The sequence below is a fragment of the Streptacidiphilus sp. MAP12-20 genome (assembly GCF_041262525.1).
Taxonomy (GTDB): domain Bacteria; phylum Actinomycetota; class Actinomycetes; order Streptomycetales; family Streptomycetaceae; genus Streptacidiphilus.
The window spans coordinates 356,778-376,966 of record NZ_JBGCCK010000001.1 but is presented as its reverse complement, the minus strand read 5'-3'; the positions used below and the strand labels follow the sequence as shown (position 1 = coordinate 376,966).

Genomic DNA, 20,189 nt, shown 5'->3' with positions numbered 1-20,189 from the left:
GATGGCCAAGCCGAAGCGCCCTGCCCGCCCCACGCGCGCCGAAGAGCCGACCTCCGACACTTCGGAGCCCGGCGAGAGCGAGGAGACGCCCGAGGATCCTGCGGAGCGTCGCCGGCGTCGGGCACGGTTCCTGCGCGAGCTCGCCGAGGCCCGCGAGCTGCGCGAGCGCGTCCATCCGCGCCGGACGAAGGCGATGCGGCTGCGGCAGGCTGCCCGGATGCGTACGTTCCGTTTCTGATCGGCTACAGATCCGTTTCTTCCCGTACATCAAGGGGTAGTCCGATCCCCGCCCTGGGACCCGTGCTCCCAACTCCTCGACACGACCAGCGAAGACGCGCGCCAGAACACTCCCCGCAGCGCGCTGCTTTCTGTCACGATGCCGATGGGGCCTCCGTACCTGGCGGCCCTGGACCGCACGACCGGTCCTAACGGCCAATGACCTGGGAGAGTCGCTGGTGGCGTACTTCGCTGCATTGCTCGCTCGCACCGAGGACGGGTGGGACGTGAGCGAGACCGATCTCGACGACGTCGAAACCCTCGCCGACCTGGCCGACCTGGCACGCGAGGCCGCCGAGGACGAGGAGACCGTGCTGGTCTTCATCGAACAAGAGGACGCGTGGTTCGCCGTCGTCCGCGTGGACGGCGAGGAGGACCCGCGCGTCTTCGTCTCCGACGCGGCCGCCGCCTCACGCAGCGCCTACGGCGAAATCGTGCTGACCGAGGAGCTGCTGGGCCGGGACGGCGAGGACGACCTCGACGATCTGGACCACCTGGTCGTCGACCTCGACGACGAGGAGACGTCCACGGGGACGTCGGACGAGGACGACGAGGACAGCGACTCCGCTGCGCCCGTGGGCTCGGACGGCATCCCTTCCGGACCGCTGGGCGACGCCGGACTCCTGATCGACTTCGGCTTCGGCGCGAAGGAGCTGATGGACCTGGCGGCGGAGGGCTCCGTGCCCGGCGACGCCCTGACCGACATCGCCGACGCCCTCGGGTGCGGCGAAGTGCTGGAAGCCGTGCGGTAGCGCGGCGCTTTCGTGTCGTGCGGTAGGACAGACTGATCGCATGCCTCGCATGTCCGACCAGCTGCCCTACCGCCCCGACCCCGTCCGCACCCGCTGGGAGCCGGCCATGCGCCTCGCCCTGGCGGAGGCCGCGCTCGCCCCGGCGACGGGCGACGTCCCGGTCGGCGCGCTGATCTTCGGCCCGGACGGCACGGTCATCGGCCGCGGCCACAACGCCCGCGAGGCCGTCGGCGACCCGACGGCCCACGCGGAGGTCGTCGCCATCCGCGAGGCGGCCACGGCCGTCGGGGAGTGGCGCCTGAGCGGCTGCACCCTCGTGGTCACCCTGGAGCCCTGCACGATGTGCGCGGGCGCGATCGTCCTCTCCCGCCTCGACCGCGTCGTCTACGGCGCCCTCGACGCCAAGGCCGGCGCCGCCGGCTCCCTCTGGGACGTGATCCGCGACCGCCGCCTCAACCACCGCCCGGAAGTCATCCCCGACGTCCTCGCCGACGCCTGCGCGGAACAACTGCGCGACTTCTTCGACGGCCACCGCGAGTGACCTGCGTCTCCTGCGCCGCGCGCCCACTGCGGCACCGGCCGGAAACGCGTTTAGGAGCACTGGCCGACGTCCGGTAAGCTGTCCCACGGTAGCGTGTCCGAGCGGCCAAAGGAGCACGCCTCGAAAGCGTGTGTGGGGGCAACTTCACCGTGGGTTCGAATCCCACCGCTACCGCTCTGAGCAGGACAAACGCCGAGGGCCCGTCAGTCACCTGACGGGCCCTCGGCGTTTTAGTCTCATCGCTAGTCTCAACAGCTCACGAGACGCCCACTCCAGGGGCAGCCTCATTCGAGGAGCACTGCAGAGGCCACCCCACCCCGACTGGGCATGGTCGAGCGCCAGCCCGTACGACGGCAGCATCACCGTCATCGATCCCATGGTGGCCAAGAGGCGACGCTGCAGCACAACGATCCAGCGGCGCGAGGGCTCCCCACGGCGTGCCAGCGCACCGACTTGATTCCAACTCCAGGGCCACCCGAGGTGCTAAAGTCCATGTGCAATGAAAGAGAGATCAACTAAAGTGTTAGCAATCGAATCTGCCACCTAGCGCAAGCAGGTGGCTGGAAGGACCCGGTAGGCATGTCCGTATCGCCCTGGGCGCGTGACCTGTTCGGTGACGAGCAGGCCGTCGAGGTGCAGGCCGCTCTCGGCCGTGCGCTCCGCGCCGTGCAGACCAACGCCGAGCAGGCGCACTACGACGCGCAGAGCCAGAAGAACCACGTCTATGGCATCGCCCGGTGGGCAGGGCAGTACGAGCGGATCGCTGATGAGGTCGGTGCGCTCTCCGGAGCTACCAAGATCAAGCCCAGGGGTTTCCCTTTCGAGCTCGTGCACGTCGGACGCGGGCTGCTCTACCCGTTCTGCTACGCCAAGTCCAAGGCAGACGTCCGGCAGGCACGCATCCCCAATGTGTCCGGGCTGGTGCGTGACCTGTTCACCTTCGCCCCGGCGCTGCGCGTAATGCAGGACATGCTCGATCCCTTCCAGAACGACGAGACCGAGATGGAGCACGAGCTGCGCGGACAGCTGGCAACACTTCCGCCGGAGACCCGGCTCGTGCTCGTGCCCTTCGCGTGCAATACCTCTGGGTTCCTCGACGCATACTGGGGTGTCGCTGCCCTGAATCAGGTCGATGGAAGGCTGGAATGGCAGCAGGTTCCGGATCCACTCGCACTGCCTGCTGCTACTGCCCGCCCGGGGACCATCCCTTCCCCCTCCTCCGAGCCGATTCCGGCACCAGCGGTCCGAAGCTTCGATTCCGGCGAGGAGCCCCCGCTCAACTTCAACCAGCGCCCCGCATCCGAGACAGGCCTGGACGTCCCGCCGGAGACCGAGGCCGACCCAATCGATCCCCGAGCAGCCGAAGACGATGAATCCTGACCAGCCGTCACTACCCGGCCTGGACGCACCTGCCCAGGCCACTCCTCGGGCTGTGGTCGACGCCTTCGACCCGGCCCGTCTTACGCAAGCCCGCCGCTTGGCGGAGCTGACCAAGAAGGACCTGGCAGCCCAGATCGGCGTCACCCCCGCCGCAGTGGGCCAGTACGAGACCGGGGTGGCCCGACCACGCCCGGACCTGATCCCACAGCTTGCCGATGTGCTCAGCGTTCCGCAAACGTTCTTCCTGCGGGGAAGGCCGACGTGCCGCCTCGATGCTTCAATGGCACACTTCCGCTCGCTGCGCAGTACACCCAAGGGGCAGCGGGAGAAGGCACTCAGCTACGCCGAGCAGGTGTGGGAACTCGCCTTCGCGCTTGAGCGCCACGTCCAGCTTCCGGTAGTAGACCTACCCGGCTTCGCCGGCGGCGAGGTCCACCCAGGCAGCGAGCTGTCTCCGGAACCAGAACAGGCAGCTCGCGAGCTCCGCAAGCGCTGGCACCTCGGCACCGGCCCGGTCACTCACCTGGTCCGCCGTATGGAGGCCCGCGGCATCGTTATCGCCCTCCCGCAGGAGGCCGATGCCTCCGCTCGCACCGTCGATGCGTTCTCCACCCGCGCCGCCCGCCCCGTAGCCGTCCTGACTCCGAACCGGGCCGACGACGTCTACCGCCACCGCTTCACTGCGGCCCACGAACTCGGCCACCTCGTTCTTCACAGCGACGCCACCGGAGACCGTGCGCAAGAACGCGAAGCGGACGCGTTCGCAGCCGAGTTCCTCACCCCGAGAGAGAGCATCCTGCCGCTGCTCCCGCGTCGCATGGACCTCGCCCAACTCTCGGACCTACGACGGATCTGGGGCGTGTCCGTCCACTCCCTGCTTTTCCGCTGCCGGGAGCTGGGTCTGGTCTCCGACGCCACGACAAGCCGCGCCTATCAGAGGCTCCGTGCCTTGGAAGACCAACCCGGGTTCTGCCCTGAACCAATCAGCGGCTTTCCCGGAGAGCAGCCTGTGCTGTTGCGCCAGGGCTTCGAGCTGGCATCCGAAACGACAGGGCTGACCATCCCCAAGCTCGCCCGCATCCTCGCCTGGAAGCCCGAGCGCGTTCGCGAACTACTCGGCTACCGCGACCAGCGACCCGTGCTGCGGCTGGTGTCCAACGTGGGCGCAGCAGTCCAAAGACATACAGCCGAGCCCGCATCGGTCCGCCGAGGTCCCTGGCCCGCTGCGAACGCCAACCATTTGAGCGAGGCAATCGACTGACGGGCAATCGACCCGCCTCTCGTAGGGCGCTCCGACGCACAAGGGAGGGGTGTGCAGGGCTCTGCACACCCCTCCCCGCAGTCTTCGGCCGACGTCAGGACCGCTATTTCTTCTTGCCCTTTCGCTTCTTCTTCCGGGGCTTCTCGTCGTGCCCCTTGGCGACTTCCCAGATGAGGCCGCCGACCTGCTTAGCGACGTCGCGGCGGATGCGTCCGGTGACATGCTGGTAGCGGGCCGCCATCGCGGTGGAGGACCAACCCATGATCTCCATGACGACCCGCTCGGGGACCCCGAGGATCAGCAGAATCGTTCCTGCTGTGTGCCGGGCATCGTGGAGGCGGCCGTCCCGCACCTCGGCGCGCTTCAGCAGCTGTTTCCACAGGCCGTAGTCGGTCCTGGGGATAACCGGGCCGCCGTCGGGGCGGGTGAAAACGTACCCGCTGTCGGTCCAGTCGGTTCCCGCGTCAGCCTTCTCCTTCTCCTGCTCGGCGCGGTGCAGGCGCAGGAGCTGGATCAGCTCGTCCGGCACGCCGATGCCGCGCTTGCCCGCACGCGACTTGGTCTTGGCGGTGTCGGCGTTCACCTGGCGCCGCTGCTTGCAGTAGCCGGCCTGCTTGCCGCAGGTGCCGCCGCAGCCGTGTGCGTACTTCGGGCGCCGACGGGCCTTGAGAACCCAGAGGGTTCCGGCCTCCAGGTCGACGTCCTTCCACATCAGCCCCAGGGCCTCGCCCTGACGCAGGCCCAGGGCGAGGGCCACCGCCCAGCGTGCGGAGTTCCGGTGCTTCACCGCCTCTGCGAGGAGCCGCTGGACTTCCTCCACCTCGTACGGCTCGACCTCCTCCTCGTCAATCTTCGGCGGTTTGGCGAGGGAGGCGACGTTGCGGGTGACGTGGTCGCGCCGCATCGCCTGGTTCAGGGCGGCGCGGATCGTGCGGTGCACGTGGTGGGCCGTCGCGGGCTTGCTCCCGGCGTCCTGCATCTTCTTGTAGAAGCGCTCCAAGTGCTCGGGCTCCAGCTTCTCCAGGCGGTGGGCGCCGAGTCCGGGAATCAGGTGGTGGTAGACGTCGACCCGGTATCCGGAGAGCGTGGTCTCCGCGACGGAGGGGGCAGAGATCTCCTCGACCCAGTGCGTGAGCCATGTGCTGACGGTCCATCCTTTGCCGGGCTTGCGGACCTTGCCCGCATCGCGGTCCTTCTCCAGCTCGCGGACCTTGTTGATCACCTCGCCTTCGTTCTTGCTCATGACGTGACGCCGGTCGGGCCGTCCGTCGTCCTTGATGCCGACCGTGACTCGGCCGTGCCAGTAGCCGTCCTTGCCGAAGTAGATCGAAGACGCGCCGTCGGGACGCTTTCCATTGCTCGCCATGGCCGCCCCCTCAGGCCGCGAGGGCGTCGGTCGAGGCTGCAGTTCGGGTGCAGGCGGCGATGTAGTCGGTGAGTGCTTGGGCGGGGATGCGGCGCAGGCGGCCGATCTGGATTGAGGGCACCTCGCCGGAGGCGATCAGCGCGTACATCGTGGTGCGGCCGACGCCGATCCGGCGGGCCGCCTCCTCGACGGTCAGCGCGAGGACGGTGGGGTCGCCCTGCTCGGGAGCCACCGAGGCGAGGAGCGGCAGCAGGTCTTCGTCGGGGATGCCGAGAGCCTGGGCGAGGGTGTGCGCGGGCAGGGGGAACTGGGGCACGGTGAACTCCTCGCGCCGCGCGGCGGGGCTGGTACCCCAGGCGGCGTGATCGTGTGATGGGTGGTCGTTTCGCGCGGTGCGGCCTCGGGTGCCGGTGCTCTAACACCTGGCTGCGGGGACGGTGTGGTCGACCGTCTCTGCTGGGGCCGCGTTGCTGCGGGTCAGGGTGCTCGTATCAGGTGCGGTCCTTCCGCCGACTGCTGATCTTGGCCATGAGGGCCGCGTCGCGGGCCGCCCGGGCCGTGCGTTCGGCCTCTCGCTCCTCGTCCGTGGGCGGTCTGGCTCCAGGGGCCTCGGGGGCCTCGCTGTAGTGAACCCAGGAGTCCTCGATCTCGACGTAGTCGAGATGGGTAAGCGTCGGGGGAAGCGTAGGGGGCTGGATGCCCTTGGACCGCATCGTGGCGCGGAAGTCCTGCAGGCTGCGCGACTGCTCGCTGACGAATTCGTCGAAGCGGGCGACGAGTTCGAGGTTGATGTCGCGGGTGGCCGGGTCGCGGGTCATCGCGGCACCGCGCCGGTATTCGTCCGCGCGGCTGACCGACTTGAGCAGGTTGTGCACGGACTGGCGGTGGCGGCGGATCTCGTCGAAGCGCTCCTCGACGGTGTCCTCCTCTGGCTCGTCGTCGAGCATCGTCTCGCCGGTGAGCCACTGGAGCGCGTCATCGGTGGAGTAGGTCTGACCAGGCAGGATCTCCACCGCGCCGGTCTGGCCGGCCGGCACCACCAGCGCCACCGGTGGGACGTCCAGGGCCTTGGCGAGGATCAGGACCTCGGCCAGGTCCACGCTCGCGCGGCGGCCGTTCTCCAGATTCGCGATGATGCTGCGCGGGATGGGGTACCCCAGCTTCGCGCAGGCGTCGGCGACGTCCTGGGCGCTCATTCCGCGCTCGTCCCGGAAGCGGCGCACGGCCTCGGCGACGCGTGCTGTCACGCTCGCCTGCCATTCGCTCGCTTCGTTCATACAGCGAAGGTACCCGCTTCAAGACGATCACTGCAACCTCAGATCGCAGCCTTCGTGCTACCTTCATTCCGCTGTTGTGTAACCAGAGCACAGTTTGTGCTTGACGGATCGAAGCTGATCACGGAACACTCTGCGTCACGGGGAGAGCGGGCGATCTACCAGGATCACCCGGGGCCCCCGGAAACGGGAGCGGCCCCCGGTGTTAGAGCACCGAGGGCCGGAAGGCTCCCTGAAAACGACCACCCATCACAAGCGATCAACCAGCACGCGGGCTTACCAGGGCCCAGACGCGTACCGGGAAGGGATTCCGTGCCTAAGCGTACGGCCACACGGCCACCGAATGCACCACCGCCATCCAAGAGGTCGCGCCCGGGTTCCGGCCCGAGCCGCCGCCTCGCAGGTGGCGGTGCCGCATGCTGATCCACCGCACCCACCACGCGAGCAACTTCATCGTGCTACCCAACCCCCTGGTGCAGGACCGTCGGCTGACGTACACCGCTCGTGGCCTGCTGGCTGATCTCCTCTCGCGCCCCGACGGGTGGCGCGAGGACGGCCGGCACATGGCTGACAGCAGCCCGCAGGGGCGCCTGGCCATCGCACGGGCGCTGAAGGAGCTGGCGGCGTTCGGCTACTACCGTGTCGACAAGATCCGCCAGGAGGACGGCACGATCCTGAGCGTGGCCCACGTCTGGGACACTCCGCAGGTCACACCGACTCTCACCCGCTCGGGATCCGGTACGGCAAGGTCCGGGCGACGTGACGCCCTCCCTGTAAAGAACCGAGAGAAAGAACCCACCCTCCCCCAGCAGGCACAGCAGCCGCAGGGCGGCGGCGATGCCGCGACCGGTGGGGTGGGCGGCCGGCAAGCTCCCACGACCAACACCAACGGCACGGACGGGAGCGGGGAACTGCCAGCCGACTCGGCGGTCGCCACGCTGTTCCGGGTGATCCGCGCCGAGCCGCGGCTTCGGCTGGGCACGGTCGAGGCCGCGGCACTGGCCCCGCTGGTGGCGCAGTGGCTGGAGCGCGGCTGCACCGAGCGCGACCTGGCCCAGGCGCTGCTGCCGGGCCTGCCCACGCAGATGCACTCGGTCGTCGCGGTGCTGCGCGACCGGCTGCAGCGCAAGCTCCCACCGGCCCCGCAGCCCGTGGTCGCGGCTGTCGCGCCGCAGCGGCACGAGTGCGCCCGGTGCGCCGACCCCGTCGCCCAACCGGGCATCTGCCGCCCGTGCGCGGGACTGGGCGGGCGAACCGTGCAGGTCGGCGGTGGCCAGGTCGCCACCGCCCGCGGCATCGCCATGGTCCGGGCTGCCATGCGCGCCGCCGACCGCACCCCCGAGCCCCGCAGAGCCTGAGCCTGCCCAGGCCCGCCGCCTGGACCGCACCCACCCCACCTTCACCAGCCCCGATGTCCCCCGGGGAAGTCCGGCGACCCCGCACGCCCCGCCGCGTCCACACCTCGGGCTGCCCGCCGGCCACCCCGGCTCTCCTCGAACCACTGCCTGGAGCACCCATGCCCACCACCAACCTGCCTTCAGCCCCGGCCTCGACTGCAGCGTCGGGATCTCCTGGCCATCGGGCCACCGTGTGGGACCGCCTCGCGGTCCTGCTGCTCGGCGCGGCCGGCTGCCTGCTGTCGTACGACGCACTTCGGCAGATGGCCTTCGCCATCCACGTCCGCCCCGCGCTTACCTGGCTGTTCCCGGTCGTCATCGACGGCTTCATCGCCTACGGTGTCCGCGCCCTGCTTGTCCTGCGCACCACCCCGCTCGGGGCTCGCCTGTACACCTGGGCCCTGTTCGCCACCGCCACCACGGCCAGCATCTGGGCCAACGCCCTGCACGCGATCCGCCTCAACCAACTGCCCCACCCGGCGGTCGAGCTGCGGCTGGGTGACGCCACCGTCGGCGTGCTGTCCACGCTCGCGCCGCTCGCCCTGGCCGGGGCGACCCACCTGCACATCCTGATCACCCGCCACAGCGACCCCACCGTCAGCGCGACCCCGGTCCCCGTCCCCGCTTCCGCGCCGGCACCGGCGAGCACCGCGGGCAGGGACCTCGCGCCGACCGCCTACCGGGTCGTCGGCGAGGACGGCGAGCCCGAGCCGGTGCACGAATCCGCCCCCGGCCTGGAATCGGAGGCGGATTCCAGGCACCGCCCGCAATCCGGACTCCACGACGCCACCGCCACTGCCGCACTGACCACCGCGGTTGGCGCCGGAGATGTGGCGGGACGGTCTCGGCGGGGTCGTCCGCCGGGTGGCTCGATAGAAGACCTGCTGACCATCGCGCGTGCCGCGGTCAGCGCGCACGGCGGCCTCTCTCGCCGGGCGGTCGCTCAGGAAATCCGGGCAGCGGGTCTGACGATCGGCGACAAACGGCTCACCGAGCTCATGACCCTCCTGCGCGAGGAGTTCGACCAGGCCGGCCAGTAGCCCTGCCGACCGGTCGCACGGACGGCGGCCCGGATCATTCCGGGCCGCCCGCCCCCGCCATTCCGCTCACCCACCCCGTTCCGCCGCACCCCGCGCCCACAGGACCGACGGCACCGCCCCGTCACCGCCATACCGCCCGGACCGACGCGCAAGCACCAGCACCCCAGCCCCGCACATCCCCAGGAGCCCACCATGAACAACCGACACGACCTCCACGACGGGCACGTTCCCCGCACCGAAGCCACCACAACTACACTGGCCAGCAGCAACATTGAGCACAGCCAGCCCCAAACCGGAGCAAGCTGTATCACCCGTGCCACCGTTGGCGGCCCGGGCGAGCTTGTTCCCGCCGGTGGGGCTGCGGGGGCTGGTCCGGCAGGGGCGCCGGACGGGGTCGTGGGCGACCCTGACACCGCGTCGCGCGCGAGCGACCGTGCCCGCGCCGCGCGCGCTGCTGCCGTGCATCCCGTCGACGCCGAGACTGCCGCCGAGCACCGCGCGCACGACGAGTCCGTCGACGGCGAGCGGCCCGAGGGCCGTGTGCCGACGGCGGTGTTCCTCCAGGACGGCTTCGCCGCGCTCGACGTCCCCCGGTTCCCGGCCGACAACCCAGGCAGCGAGCCGATGCCGGCCATCCGGCTGCGTCGGCGCGGGGAGGAGACGCGCGATCACCATTCGATCCGACTGACGCCGACCGAGGTCCGCCTGATCGGGGACGCCGTCCGCGAGCGCGGCGCCGAGAACTTCTCCGGTTTCATCGCGGACGCGGCCGTCGCGGTGGCCACCAACCAGCTGCTGGTGCTGCTGCCGCACGAGCGTGCCTTGCGCGCCATCGGCGAGGAGCTCGGCCGCACCATGTGGCAGCTGGGCAAGGTCGGGGTGAACCTCAACCAGATAGCCCGGCAGCTCAACATGGGCGACATGTCGTCGGCGGAACGGGTCGAGCAGAGCCTTGACCAGCTCGACGCCGTCCTCGCCGAGCTGCGCGTTCTTGATGTACGCCTGGTCGAAACCGTCGGGGGTCGCTGATGGTGCCCGACATCCAGCCCCGGCTCGGCCGCGACACCCGCGGTCTGCTCGGCTACCTCTACGGGGCCGGCCGCCACGACGAGCACGAGGACCCGCACATCGTCGCGGCCTGGCTCGACCGCGGCGTCCCCGACCCGGGTCGCGATCCCGAGGCCACCCTGACCGAGCTCGCACGCTTCCTCGACGTGCCCGTCAACCGGCTGCTGGCCGACAGCGGCCCGCGGAAGAGCGGGCACGTGTGGCACTGCCCGGTCGCGATCGCCCCGACGGACCGGCTCCTGTCGGACGCGGAGTGGGGCATGGTCGCACGGCGGATCGTGCACGCCGCCGGCATCGCCCCCTCCGGGGATCCGATGGCGTGCCGGTGGATCGCGGTGCGCCACGACCCCCGCCACATCCACATCGTCGCCACGGCCGTCCGGGAGGACGGGCGTGCTCCACGTCGACACAAGGACGGGCAGCGCGCCCAGGCCGAGTGCCGCAAGCTGGAGGTCGAACTCGGCCTGCGGCGCCTGAAGTCCGGAGACAAGACCGCCTCCCGGAGTCCCACCAGCCCCGAGGTCCACAAGGCCCAGGGTCAGGGGTGGGAGGAGCCCTCCCGGGTGTGGCTGCAGGAGCAGATCCGTGAGGCCCTCGCGGTCACCAGCAGCCCGCAGGAGTTCTTCGACCTGTTGGAGGGCGGGCTCGGCGTTCACGTCCACCAGGTCCGCAAGAACGGTGAGCTGGTCGGTTACCGCGTCAGCCGCCCCGGGGACGTCAACGCCGCCGGCAAGCCGGTGTGGTTCGCCGCCGGGAAGCTCGCCCCCGATCTGTCCTGGCCGAACGTCGAAGGCCGCCTCGCTGCCAACCCCGCACCCGAGGAGTACCCCACCGCCCGCCGCACCCGCGCTGGACACCCGCTGCTCGCCTACACCGACGCGCTCGACCGCCACCTCGTCCCCGCCCTCCTCGCCGACACCGGCGACACCGGCGACACCGGCGAAGGCAACGACGGAGCGACGGCACAGGCGTACATCGCCGCGTTCCACGAGAGCCTGACCGTGCTCGCCGCCCAGGCTCCGCCGGACATCGCGGGCCAGCTCAAGGCAGCCCAGAGGCAGCTCGCGCGCGCCACCCGCTCGCAGGTGCGGGCCGACCACGCCAGGACCCGCGAGTTCCGGTACGCGACCCGGCAACTGGTCGACCTCGCCACCAGCGAGAGCGGCAGCGGCGCCGCGGACCTGTTCGCGGTCGCGCTCGCCGGCGTCCTGTTCGCCGCCCTCCTCGCGCAGGACTGGCACGGCCGCCGACACCACCAGCAGCAGACCGACGCCGCCCACAGCGCAGTCATCCGGCTGCAGGCAGCCGTCGAGCAAGTCGCCGAACAGCCGCTCGCCCAAATGACCACCCGCCACCCGCACACCGAAGGAGCCGCCCTGGACTTCGCCCGTGACCTGACCGCGTCCCTACCCGACCAACAGGCACAGCGCATCGCAGTCGACCCGAAGGCCGACCGCCTGCGGGCCGCACTGGCCGACGCCGCGCAACGTGGGCACAACCCCCGAACACTCCTGCGGCAGGCACTGCGCGAGCGCGAACTGGACTCCGCCCGCAGCCCCGCCACCGTCCTCGCCCTGCGCATCGCGCACCTCGGCCACCAGCCCGCTATCAACCCCGCAGCGGCTGCGGCCCGCCTGCGAACCACCACCCGGACCACGGCCGCCCACCCGGAGATCCCGGCCGCCACGCCCAGGAGCACGGGCGCGCCCAGCCAGTACCGCCGCCGCTGAAGCGGCACCCCAACCAGTGCCGAGGCTTGAGCCCCGCACCGGCACCGACGAGGCGCCGCACCACCGAGCGCATCCCCTCGATGACCTCTTCCCTTTCCACGTAAGTGATTTGGAGTACCGCTGTGACTTCACCCGCCATCCGCCCCCAGGTCGTCGCACTGTGGCTGGACACTTCCTTCCCCGACGTCGACGACCCCACCACCTGGACCCGCAAGGACGGCACGGCGTTCAGCCCGGAGGAGTTCGCGCTCCTCCTGGACGCCACGCCCGCCGAGATCGACGCCGGCCTGGCCCAGCTCCAGCGCGAGGCCGAATATCACGAGGAGAAGGCCCAGGACGGCGACCGGCTCCTGGGCCTTCTCACCCCGTTCATCGCCCGTCTGAACACCGGCGACGGCCTCGCGGACCTCGCCGCCCTCATTGACGACGACACCCGCGCCGCCCTGGTCGGACTCGCGCAGTCCCTGGCCCCCGACGCCCTGGCCGGCTTGGTCAGCACGGCCACCCAGACGCCGGATCCGCAGAACCTTCATCTCTCCGAGACCGATCACACGGCCCTGCCCGCCGCCGGGCCCACGTCCACCACCACGCAGCCCCCGACCCCGGAGGACCCTTCCATGCCCACCGACCCCACCCCCATCTGCGACACCGGCACCTCCTCCCCGCATCCTCTTGCGGACGCCAGCCCCGTCCGGCCTGGTGCGACCGGCTTCTGGATGACGGACCGCGAGCTCCGGGCAAGGCTCCGCGCGGCCGTCGAAGACCTGGTCGCCACCGCCTTCTGGGGCGTCCAGGACGACCGAACCCTCATCGACGTCATCCAGTACTTCGCGCCCGGCGTCTGCGAGGAGGCTGAATTGGACATCGCCTACGTGCCGCTCGTCCAGGCCCAGGCCGCGCACATAGCCGCCACCTGGACCATCGAGCCCACCTACCCGGGGCCGCTCGACATCGGCCTGCTGTTCGCCCTCGACGAGTTCCACGCCCTCCCGCCGAAGGTCCAGGCCGGACTACTGGACCAGTACGAGGACGAGGAGGCCGACTGGGAGGAGTACGCGCCGTTCAACGGCCTCGACCTCTACCAGGACCGCTACGACGAGATCGCCGAGAGCTGACGACACCTCGCCGCCCGGTCAGTCGCCACGGCTTCCGTGACTCGACAACGGGCACCTGACGGTCGATTCAGCCTTCCCACCGGTGGCACCAGTACCCCCGCAGGGAGCCGACGCCTCGGCTCCCTGCGGGGAGGCCGCCACCGGAGTGAGCGAGAAGTGGCACCCCCTCTCCACGACCTGGCCCAGAGGATGCTCAGCCACCGGTCCCCGGCAGTTGGGCCTTGGCCGAGAAGATAGAAGTGCTACCCCAAGCACGGCCAGCCCCCGAGGCGCCAAGGCTCCGGTCAGGGCGGATGTCGTTTCGGTGTCTTCTTCGTCTGTGGGGAACTTCTAGCGACCGCCGGTCCTTGGTGTCGTTGCCCCAACGCCAAGGCCCAGGGAGGCCCGCTTGACCCACCCCCATCAGCCCGCCGACGAACCCACCCCGTGCATCCCCGACTACCCCGTCGAGATCCCCGACCTCCTGCCCGGCCAGGTCCTCACGCGCAGCGTCCCCCACCCCGACGAACTGCGCCCCCGCGGCTTCCTCATCACCTGCGCCCACTGCCATGCCACCCGCGACTGGCTCCTCGTCGAGGTTCTTGCCAAGGTCTACGTCCGCTGCCGCTGCACACACGAATGGCTCGAACCCGACCTCGACCTGGAGACCTTTGACGGCCTTTTCGGCTACGTCGAAGCCGTCTGGAGCAGCTACGACGAGGCCGTCCGAGCGGCGGGCTTCGATGGATTCCTCGCCGGGGCAATCTGGCATTAACAGGCGGCGTTAACGTGATCGTCGTCGAAGCGCGGTGGTGCAGGGCAGGTCGGCCCTGCGCCACCGGGCTTCGGCTCAGGGCGGCGGCGGGCGCCGGTAGAGCTCGGTTTCTGCCAGGCGTACGACATCGGCCCACGAGTTCTGCAACGGGGCGAAGAGGCTCCAGTAGTTGTAGTTCTGGCGCACCACCGCGCTCACGCCCATGCTGGTCGCCGCCGGCGGGGCGGTGGACAGCACCCTTCGGGTGATGCTGCCTGCGCCGCGGCTGGCAGGCAGGATGCCGTTGGCCAGGAGCAGGGTCGCTGTGCGGATGGAGTCGAGTGTGGACGCGGGAGTAGTTCTGGCGAAGTCTCCGAAGACGAGGTCGAGCCAGGGAGCGCGTGTGAGTGCCCAGGCGAGTCGTTCGAGAGAGGTGCCGAGATCCACGGCCATGCACTCGGGCCTGTCCGCGTTCCACAGCAGCACGATGTCGCCGAGTGGCATCCCCGCATGACGGAAACGCAGGGTGATCCCTGCGACCTCCCGTCGCCGCCACACCCGGAGGTGGCCGTGGACGCTGACGTGCCGGGCGTGGAGGCCGAGCCGGGAGAGGACCGTCAGCCAGTTGTCCAGGATCAGGGCGTACTGGCTGCTGTCCTTGACCGGCTCGATGCGCGAGGTGTTGGCGAAGGACGTCAGGAACCCCTCCCGCAGACTGCCGTCGGCATTGCGCTGACCGGTGAGGCGGACCACGGGCTGGGGCAGGAATCCCCGGCGGCTGGAGCCGGGTTGACCGTCCTTGAGGAGGGGGTCGAGCGCTTGGACCGCCGAGATCGTCAGCTCGGTGTCCCTGCCCCAGCGCAGCGGGAGGCAGGCTGTACGTGGGACACCCTGCTCCGCGAAGGCCTCCCGCAGCCGGTCGAGCAGTTCGGCCCAGGACGGCTGTCGACGGGCCGGGATGTACGGCGTTCCTCGATCGGGATGGAGGGCTTCCAACTGCCTGCCGTCAGTGGTGAACTCCCAACGCGGCCCAAGGGCAGAGCGGAGCTGTCGGAGTATCAGGTCCCCTGCTGGCGAGCCGATCACGATCGTGTGGAGAGCGCCTGGAAGTGACGGCGAGGGTCGAAGCGGAGCAGCCCCAGTTCCTGGACCTCGGCATGCTTCAGCCGGGCCGCGTCCTCGATCGCGGTGGCAAGAGCGAGGGCGGCCGTCTCGTCGTCCGCTTCCGGGGAGAGGACGGCTGCTGCGCCTGTTCGCGGGCACAGCGCGGCCTGGGCGCAGGTTCCGTTACGCCAGGTCAGGGCCGCTACTGGGGTTCCCGCACGTAGCGACTCCCCGAATACGGCCGCGCCGGCCTCGACGTAGTTGCGGGCGTAGGTGTAGACGAACACCGAGGCGTCGCGGAGAGCGGCGGTCTTCGCCGGCCCGCCGAGCTCGCCCGCCCATTCCACGTGCTCTGCGGCGAAGAGGGCAGCGTGGCGTTGGACGTACGCGGTGTCGAAGACGGGGCCGACGATCCGGATTCGACGGCCGAGGAGTTGGGCTGCCCGCACCGCGAGGTGCGGTGCCTTCTCCTCGTCGACCCGTCCCAGCCAGACCAGGTCCCGGCCCGGGGCGGACGGCGGCTCTGCTTCGTTCAGGCCGCTGTGGACGGCGAGCTCTGCGATCGGTTGGTGGGTTGCGTAGCGCTCGGCCATCTCCGGCGAGTAGCAGTACAGCCGGGTGCGGTCGCCGTCGAAGGCGGTTGCCGTGTGCTGGAAGGAGGGGTTGTGCTGGAACGTGGCCACGTCGCAGTCCAGCAGTTCCCGGGTGCGGCACCATCCGGGCAGGCTCGGGTACTCGTGGCCGACGACCAGCAGGTCGTACCCGGCCGCCGCGAGCTCCTTGGCCGCCAGGGTGCCGGGAACGTTGTCCTCCAAGCGGATCGGCTTGCGCGTCCAGTCCGCTTCGAGGGATGGCAGCCAGCTCGGCCCGAGGAGGTGTACGTCGGCGCCTGCGCTTCGGGCCCCGATGGCCACGGCCCACAGCCACCGTTCGATGCCGCCGTAGGCGGCGGGGGGAAAGCTGTAGCTGCTCGGGAAGTCGCAGACGCCGACTAACACTTATGCCTCCGGTGAGCCGTCCGCCTTGATGCGGCGGAAGCCGAGGTACGGGACGAGGGCTTCCGGCAGGACGACCGAGCCGTCCTGCTGCTGGTGCTGTTCGAGGAGCGCTGCCAGGGTGCGGCCGATGGGAAGGCCCGAGCCGTTGATCGTGGCGACCGGCTGCGTCTTGCCGTCGGCACCGCGGGTGCGGATCCCGGCGCGACGCCCCTGGAAGGTCCCGAAGTCCGAGACCGAGGAGATCTCGCGGTAGGTCTGCTGGCTCGGCAGCCAGACTTCGAGGTCGTATGTCAGTTGGGCGGAGAAGCCCGTGTCGCCGGCTGCCAGCATGACCACGCGGTAGGAGAGGCCGAGTTCCTTCAGGCAGGCCTCTGCGTGCCCGACGGTCTTCTCCAGTTCGGCCCGCGACTGGTCGGCGGCACAGAGCCGGACCATCTCGACCTTGGCGAACTGGTGCTGGCGGATGAGGCCGCGGGTGTCGCGGCCGTAGGAGCCGGCCTCGGAGCGGAAGCAGGGGGTGTGCGCGGTGAGCGCCAGCGGCAGCTCGTCGGCCGGGATGATCTCGTCCGCGTAGAGGTTGGTGAGCGGCACCTCGGCGGTGGGGATCAGGAACAGCTCGCGCTCGGCCACGCCGGTCGCGAAGAGGTCCTCCTCGAACTTCGGCAGCTGCCCGGTGCCGGTCATCGTCTTGCGGGTGACCAGGAACGGTACCGAGTGCTCGACGTACCCGTGGCGGCGCGTGTGGATGTCGAGGAAGAGGGTGGCCAGCGCCCGTTCCAGGGCAGCGCCGACGCCGCGCAGGACACTGAACCGGGGACCTGACAGCTTGGTCGCGCGGGCGAAGTCGAGGATGCCCATGGCCTCGCCCAGGTCGACGTGGTCCTTGGGCTCGAACGCGAAGGCCGGCGGGTTGCCGACCCGGCGGACCTCCACGGCGAACTCCTCGGAGTTGCCGTCCGGCGCCTCGTCGGAGGGGAGGTTCGGGATGCCCAACAGGAAGTCGCGGAGTTCGGCCTGGACGCGCTCGCCCGCAGCCTCGGTCTCGCGGATCTGCTCCTTGAGCTTGCGGGCGGTCTCTTTGAGGGCGGAGGCGTCGCCGCCGGCCTTCGCCGTCTGCTGGACCTGCTGGGCGACGCTCTTGGCCTCGGAGCGGAGCTCGTCGGCAGAGTGGATGCTCTCGTTCCGTCGGGACTGGAGGTCCTCCAGGGAGGAGAGGTCCAGCGAGTAGCCGCGGCGAGCAAGTCGGCGTACGGCTTCGTCGCCCAGTTCGATCAGAGCACGGGCATCATGCATGAGGGTCCTTCTCCTCCAGCAGGGCTAGTGGATCGACGGTAGCAAGAACGGGGTCCGCCCCCGTACGCAATTCCGTCGAGTCACCCTCCGGACGCGTTACGTCACCGCCGGGACTGTCGATCTCGGTGATCAGGTCGCTGACCCATTCCTCCAGGTCAGCGTCGGCGGCAGCGAAGGGCACCAGGCAGGGGGCTTCCGGGAAGAAGACCGGCATCGCCGTGGCCGAGGGGTTGGAGCACTTCCAGTACAGGACGGAGAGCAGGAGGCCGTGCGCGACGACGCAGCGCGGGCCGGTGAGCGCGAGCGTCGCGCGCACTCCGGTGAGCATCCGGCGAATGCCTTCGTGCTGCGACTCCCGGGCGCCGTCTGGTCGTGCGCGGGGGCCGTGCTCCTGGAGCCAGCTCGCGTAGGTCAGGAACGGACCGCCTTCGAAGGTGCCGTAGTCGAGTTCGTTGAGGAGCGGTTCGACGGCCGCCGCCGTGACGGTGGTGCCGCGCAGGAGCCCACTGGTTTGCTGCGTACGGGGGAAGGCGCTCGTGACCCAGGTTCGTACGATCTCGGCCGGGAGGAGGTCGCGGGCTTCCTGGCAGGCCCGGATGCCGGTCTCGTCGAGAGGGACGGGGACAGTCGGGTCGCCGTTGACCCGGTAGCGGCTGCTGTAGGCGGTCTGCCCGTGGCGGAGCAGGTAGGTGATCAACGGGTGCTCCGTTCCGCGTGCCGTACGAGGATGCTGAGGGTGTTGGCCATCGTCGGCAGGCGGGGGTCGCCGGTCGCCTCGTAGTAGAGGAGGCCGTCCAGGGCCGCACACACGCACCAGGGAAGCAGGAGTTCCTTCGACAGTCCCGCAGCACGCACTGCGTTCCGGAACCGTTCCCCAGTGGCCTGCCCGACGCGGTAGTAGACCGTCCAGAACGCCCAGTCGAAGCAGGCGTCGCCGAGCATGGGCAGCGGGTCGATGAAGACCGGACCGCCGGTGACGGCGAACGGAACGTTCTCGCGGTAGAGATCGGCGTGGAGCACGGTGGTCCTGGCCGGGTCCTCACGCCAGCACGCCGCCCAGGGAAGCGCACGTTGAGCGAGCGCTGAGAGGCGAGTCGTCGCTGCCCGGTCACGGATGCGGGGGACGACCACGTCTGCGAGGTGGTCGCGCAGGGTGGGGAGTGCTGGGAGGCTCCCCGCTCGGCGTCCGAGCTGGTGGAGGTCGTGCAGGGCGTCGGCGACGATCCGGCTCTCGTCCGCAGGGCGGAGAGCACCACCGGGTCGGTCGCCGACCATGACGAGCGCCGCCATGGCCAACTCGTCGTCCTGGGCCCGCACCACTGCGTCGTCGTGGCGGTACCAGAGCCGGAGCGCTGCGATCTCGTGGGCGTACCGCTGCGGTTCCGGCCACGCCTTGACGGCGACCAGTCGCCCGTCGCCGGAGGCCGCAGTGGCGACCACGGAGGCATGCCCGGCGTCGTGGTAACCGAGCAGGCGCAGGCCCCATCTGGCGCTGACCGCCGCCAGACGCTCGGGGAGCGCGTCGATCCAGTCCCTTGCCCCCGGACCGTAGTGGGCCTCCAAGCGGCGGCGGGCACCCAGCGGGACCGGGGGGAAGTTGATGGCGGCGATCAACTGAGAAGCACCCCGTCGTGAATGAGTTCCGCGGTCAGCGTCGGGAAGCCAGCGAGCGCCTCGTCGATGAGGGAGTGGACCTCGTCGGCCGAGGCAGGCTCCGAGAGGCGCACGAGCGTGCGCCAGGGCTGGCCCAGCGGCTGGCCGGTGGCGCTGACGAGGTGCACCTCGGCGTATCCGCCGAAGTGCTCGTGGAGTCGTCGGGCGAGGCGCATCGCGGCAAGGTTGTAGAGCTTCCCGACGTGGTAGACGGGGTTCTTGCCGTTCGCGCCCTCCAGGTTCATCGGCCGCAGCGGGGTGATCAGGCCGTTGACCCGGTTGCCGCGACCCACGACGCCCTCGTCACCGGACTCTATGGAGCTGCCGGTGTAGGTGAGGTAGAGCTCGTCCTTCTCCGGCACGTCACGGACGTTGAGCCGGAAGCTCACCGCGGTACCGGGGAGCCGCAGGGCGGCCAGCCGGTCGCACTCGGCCAGGACGGCCCGCCGGTTGTCCAGGTAGGCCTGGCGGCTCGCGACCACAGCGGACTTCTGCGGGACACACACGATGACGTGCGCCTCGTGGCCGTCCCAGTAGCCCATGAGCTTGACGTCCGATCCGCACCACGGATGGTCGGAGGTGAAGGAGCTGGCGCCGGAGAAGTGGTCAACCAGCTCGCGGACGAAGGACTCGAACGGGGCCTCGGGGGCCCAGCCGGTACCGAGAGAGGTGTCGTTGGCGAGGAGGATCCTCCGCTCGCGCAGGTCCTCCACCGAGCGGGGAGCGAACCAGCGCGCCCGTTCCGGAGTGCCGTCGTCGGTGAGCACCGCGCCGGGGCTGGAGTTGCTGGTGATGTGGAAACGCAGGTCGAGGTGGTTGCTGATCTCGGGCAGCCGCTCGACGAAGAAGGCCCGGATGGTGTCCTCGGCCAGCTCCTCCACCGCAATCTCCTCGCCGCCGCAGGAGGAGGCCGCACGGCCGTTGATCAGGACGCGGACGGGAGCGGTCATCTTGCCGGCCCCGTAGCGGACCTCGCTTGCACCGCCGAGCAGGGCGAGCTTGTCGAAGTTGTGGTGCAGGACGGCACCGAAGCGGTCCAGGGTGTACCTGCTGTACGCCTGCGAGAGCCGCTCGGCGAGGTGGTCGGCGAGGGTGTCGGGGTGCCCGAGTCCCTTGCGCTCCACGATGGTCGTGGCATCGGGCGGCAAGCTGCCGGTCTCGATGGTCGTCCGGCTGAGGCCGCTGGTACGTGTGATCCGTTCCACGAA

Annotated in this window: 20 protein-coding genes and 1 tRNA gene; 12 read left to right on the top strand and 9 right to left on the bottom strand. The window is 70.2% G+C overall.

Features of this window, described 5'->3' with window-relative positions; translation table 11 throughout:
* Position 1: 1 nt before the first annotated feature.
* The 6 genes from ABIA32_RS01655 (at position 2) to ABIA32_RS01630 (ending at position 4,210) form a co-directional block, all read left to right on the top strand.
* Complete coding sequence (locus ABIA32_RS01655; RefSeq protein WP_370091847.1) at positions 2-238, top strand: hypothetical protein; 237 nt, start codon at positions 2-4, stop codon at positions 236-238.
* Between the two features lie 217 nt (positions 239-455).
* Positions 456-1,028 (top strand): hypothetical protein, encoded by a 573-nt coding sequence (locus tag ABIA32_RS01650; protein ID WP_370091846.1) that lies wholly within the window; start codon positions 456-458, stop codon positions 1,026-1,028.
* Between the two features lie 49 nt (positions 1,029-1,077).
* Entirely contained in the window at positions 1,078-1,569 is a 492-nt protein-coding gene (tadA, locus tag ABIA32_RS01645) for a tRNA adenosine(34) deaminase TadA (protein WP_370091981.1), read from the top strand.
* Between the two features lie 87 nt (positions 1,570-1,656).
* Positions 1,657-1,743 (top strand) — tRNA-Ser (locus ABIA32_RS01640).
* Positions 1,744-2,148: 405 nt separating this feature from the next.
* Positions 2,149-2,949: a hypothetical protein gene (locus ABIA32_RS01635; protein WP_370091845.1), complete on the top strand. Its 801-nt coding sequence runs from the start codon at positions 2,149-2,151 to the stop codon at positions 2,947-2,949.
* A gap of 52 nt (positions 2,950-3,001) precedes the next feature.
* Positions 3,002-4,210 (top strand): helix-turn-helix domain-containing protein, encoded by a 1,209-nt coding sequence (locus ABIA32_RS01630; protein ID WP_370091844.1) that lies wholly within the window; start codon positions 3,002-3,004, stop codon positions 4,208-4,210.
* Between the two features lie 103 nt (positions 4,211-4,313).
* Here the strand turns inward: ABIA32_RS01630 and ABIA32_RS01625 are convergent, their stop codons facing one another.
* From ABIA32_RS01625 to ABIA32_RS01615, 3 genes are all read right to left on the bottom strand, one after another.
* The gene (locus tag ABIA32_RS01625) at positions 4,314-5,576 is read right to left on the bottom strand and encodes a tyrosine-type recombinase/integrase (protein ID WP_370091843.1); all 1,263 of its coding nucleotides are present in this window, start codon (positions 5,574-5,576) and stop codon (positions 4,314-4,316) included.
* Between the two features lie 10 nt (positions 5,577-5,586).
* Positions 5,587-5,892 carry a helix-turn-helix domain-containing protein gene (locus tag ABIA32_RS01620; RefSeq protein WP_370091842.1) on the bottom strand — a complete coding sequence of 102 codons (306 nt, stop codon included), beginning with the start codon at positions 5,890-5,892 and terminating at the stop codon, positions 5,587-5,589.
* 175 nt (positions 5,893-6,067) lie between these two features.
* Entirely contained in the window at positions 6,068-6,853 is a 786-nt protein-coding gene (locus ABIA32_RS01615; protein WP_370091841.1) for a helix-turn-helix domain-containing protein, read from the bottom strand.
* A gap of 413 nt (positions 6,854-7,266) precedes the next feature.
* Here ABIA32_RS01615 and ABIA32_RS01610 point away from each other — a divergent pair, with 413 nt between their 5' ends.
* The 6 genes from ABIA32_RS01610 to ABIA32_RS01585 all read left to right on the top strand — a co-directional run bounded on the left by ABIA32_RS01610 (position 7,267) and on the right by ABIA32_RS01585 (position 13,954).
* Positions 7,267-8,208, top strand: coding sequence for a hypothetical protein (locus tag ABIA32_RS01610; protein ID WP_370091839.1), 942 nt, complete (start codon positions 7,267-7,269; stop codon positions 8,206-8,208).
* 158 nt (positions 8,209-8,366) lie between these two features.
* Positions 8,367-9,287, top strand: a complete 921-nt coding sequence (locus ABIA32_RS01605; RefSeq protein ID WP_370091838.1) for a DUF2637 domain-containing protein — start codon at positions 8,367-8,369, stop codon at positions 9,285-9,287.
* A 396-nt stretch (positions 9,288-9,683) separates the two neighbouring features.
* Positions 9,684-10,316, top strand: coding sequence for a MobC family plasmid mobilization relaxosome protein (locus tag ABIA32_RS01600; protein ID WP_370091837.1), 633 nt, complete (start codon positions 9,684-9,686; stop codon positions 10,314-10,316).
* A complete protein-coding gene (locus ABIA32_RS01595; protein WP_370091836.1) occupies positions 10,316-12,085 on the top strand; it encodes a mobilization protein in 1,770 nt (589 codons plus the stop codon). The genes ABIA32_RS01600 and ABIA32_RS01595 overlap by 1 nt, the downstream gene beginning before the upstream one ends.
* A 122-nt stretch (positions 12,086-12,207) precedes the next feature.
* Positions 12,208-13,200 carry a hypothetical protein gene (locus ABIA32_RS01590; protein ID WP_370091835.1) on the top strand — a complete coding sequence of 331 codons (993 nt, stop codon included), beginning with the start codon at positions 12,208-12,210 and terminating at the stop codon, positions 13,198-13,200.
* Positions 13,201-13,588: 388 nt separating this feature from the next.
* Positions 13,589-13,954, top strand: coding sequence for a hypothetical protein (locus ABIA32_RS01585; RefSeq protein WP_370091834.1), 366 nt, complete (start codon positions 13,589-13,591; stop codon positions 13,952-13,954).
* A 75-nt stretch (positions 13,955-14,029) separates the two neighbouring features.
* Here the strand turns inward: ABIA32_RS01585 and ABIA32_RS01580 are convergent, their stop codons facing one another.
* The 6 genes from ABIA32_RS01580 to ABIA32_RS01555 form a co-directional block, all read right to left on the bottom strand.
* On the bottom strand, positions 14,030-14,929 hold the full coding sequence (locus ABIA32_RS01580; RefSeq protein WP_370091833.1) for a hypothetical protein: 900 nt from the start codon (positions 14,927-14,929) through the stop codon (positions 14,030-14,032).
* 86 nt (positions 14,930-15,015) lie between these two features.
* Positions 15,016-16,035: a glycosyltransferase gene (locus ABIA32_RS01575; protein ID WP_370091832.1), complete on the bottom strand. Its 1,020-nt coding sequence runs from the start codon at positions 16,033-16,035 to the stop codon at positions 15,016-15,018.
* A complete protein-coding gene (serS, locus tag ABIA32_RS01570) occupies positions 16,036-17,328 on the bottom strand; it encodes a serine--tRNA ligase (RefSeq protein ID WP_370091831.1) in 1,293 nt (430 codons plus the stop codon).
* The gene (locus tag ABIA32_RS01565; protein WP_370091830.1) at positions 17,321-18,025 is read right to left on the bottom strand and encodes a histidine phosphatase family protein; all 705 of its coding nucleotides are present in this window, start codon (positions 18,023-18,025) and stop codon (positions 17,321-17,323) included. The genes serS and ABIA32_RS01565 overlap by 8 nt, the downstream gene beginning before the upstream one ends.
* A complete protein-coding gene (locus ABIA32_RS01560; protein ID WP_370091829.1) occupies positions 18,022-18,942 on the bottom strand; it encodes an aminoglycoside phosphotransferase family protein in 921 nt (306 codons plus the stop codon). Before ABIA32_RS01560 ends, ABIA32_RS01565 begins: the two co-directional genes overlap by 4 nt.
* Complete coding sequence (locus ABIA32_RS01555) at positions 18,939-20,186, bottom strand: methionine adenosyltransferase (protein ID WP_370091827.1); 1,248 nt, start codon at positions 20,184-20,186, stop codon at positions 18,939-18,941. Before ABIA32_RS01555 ends, ABIA32_RS01560 begins: the two co-directional genes overlap by 4 nt.
* Between the last annotated feature and the right edge of the window lie 3 nt (positions 20,187-20,189).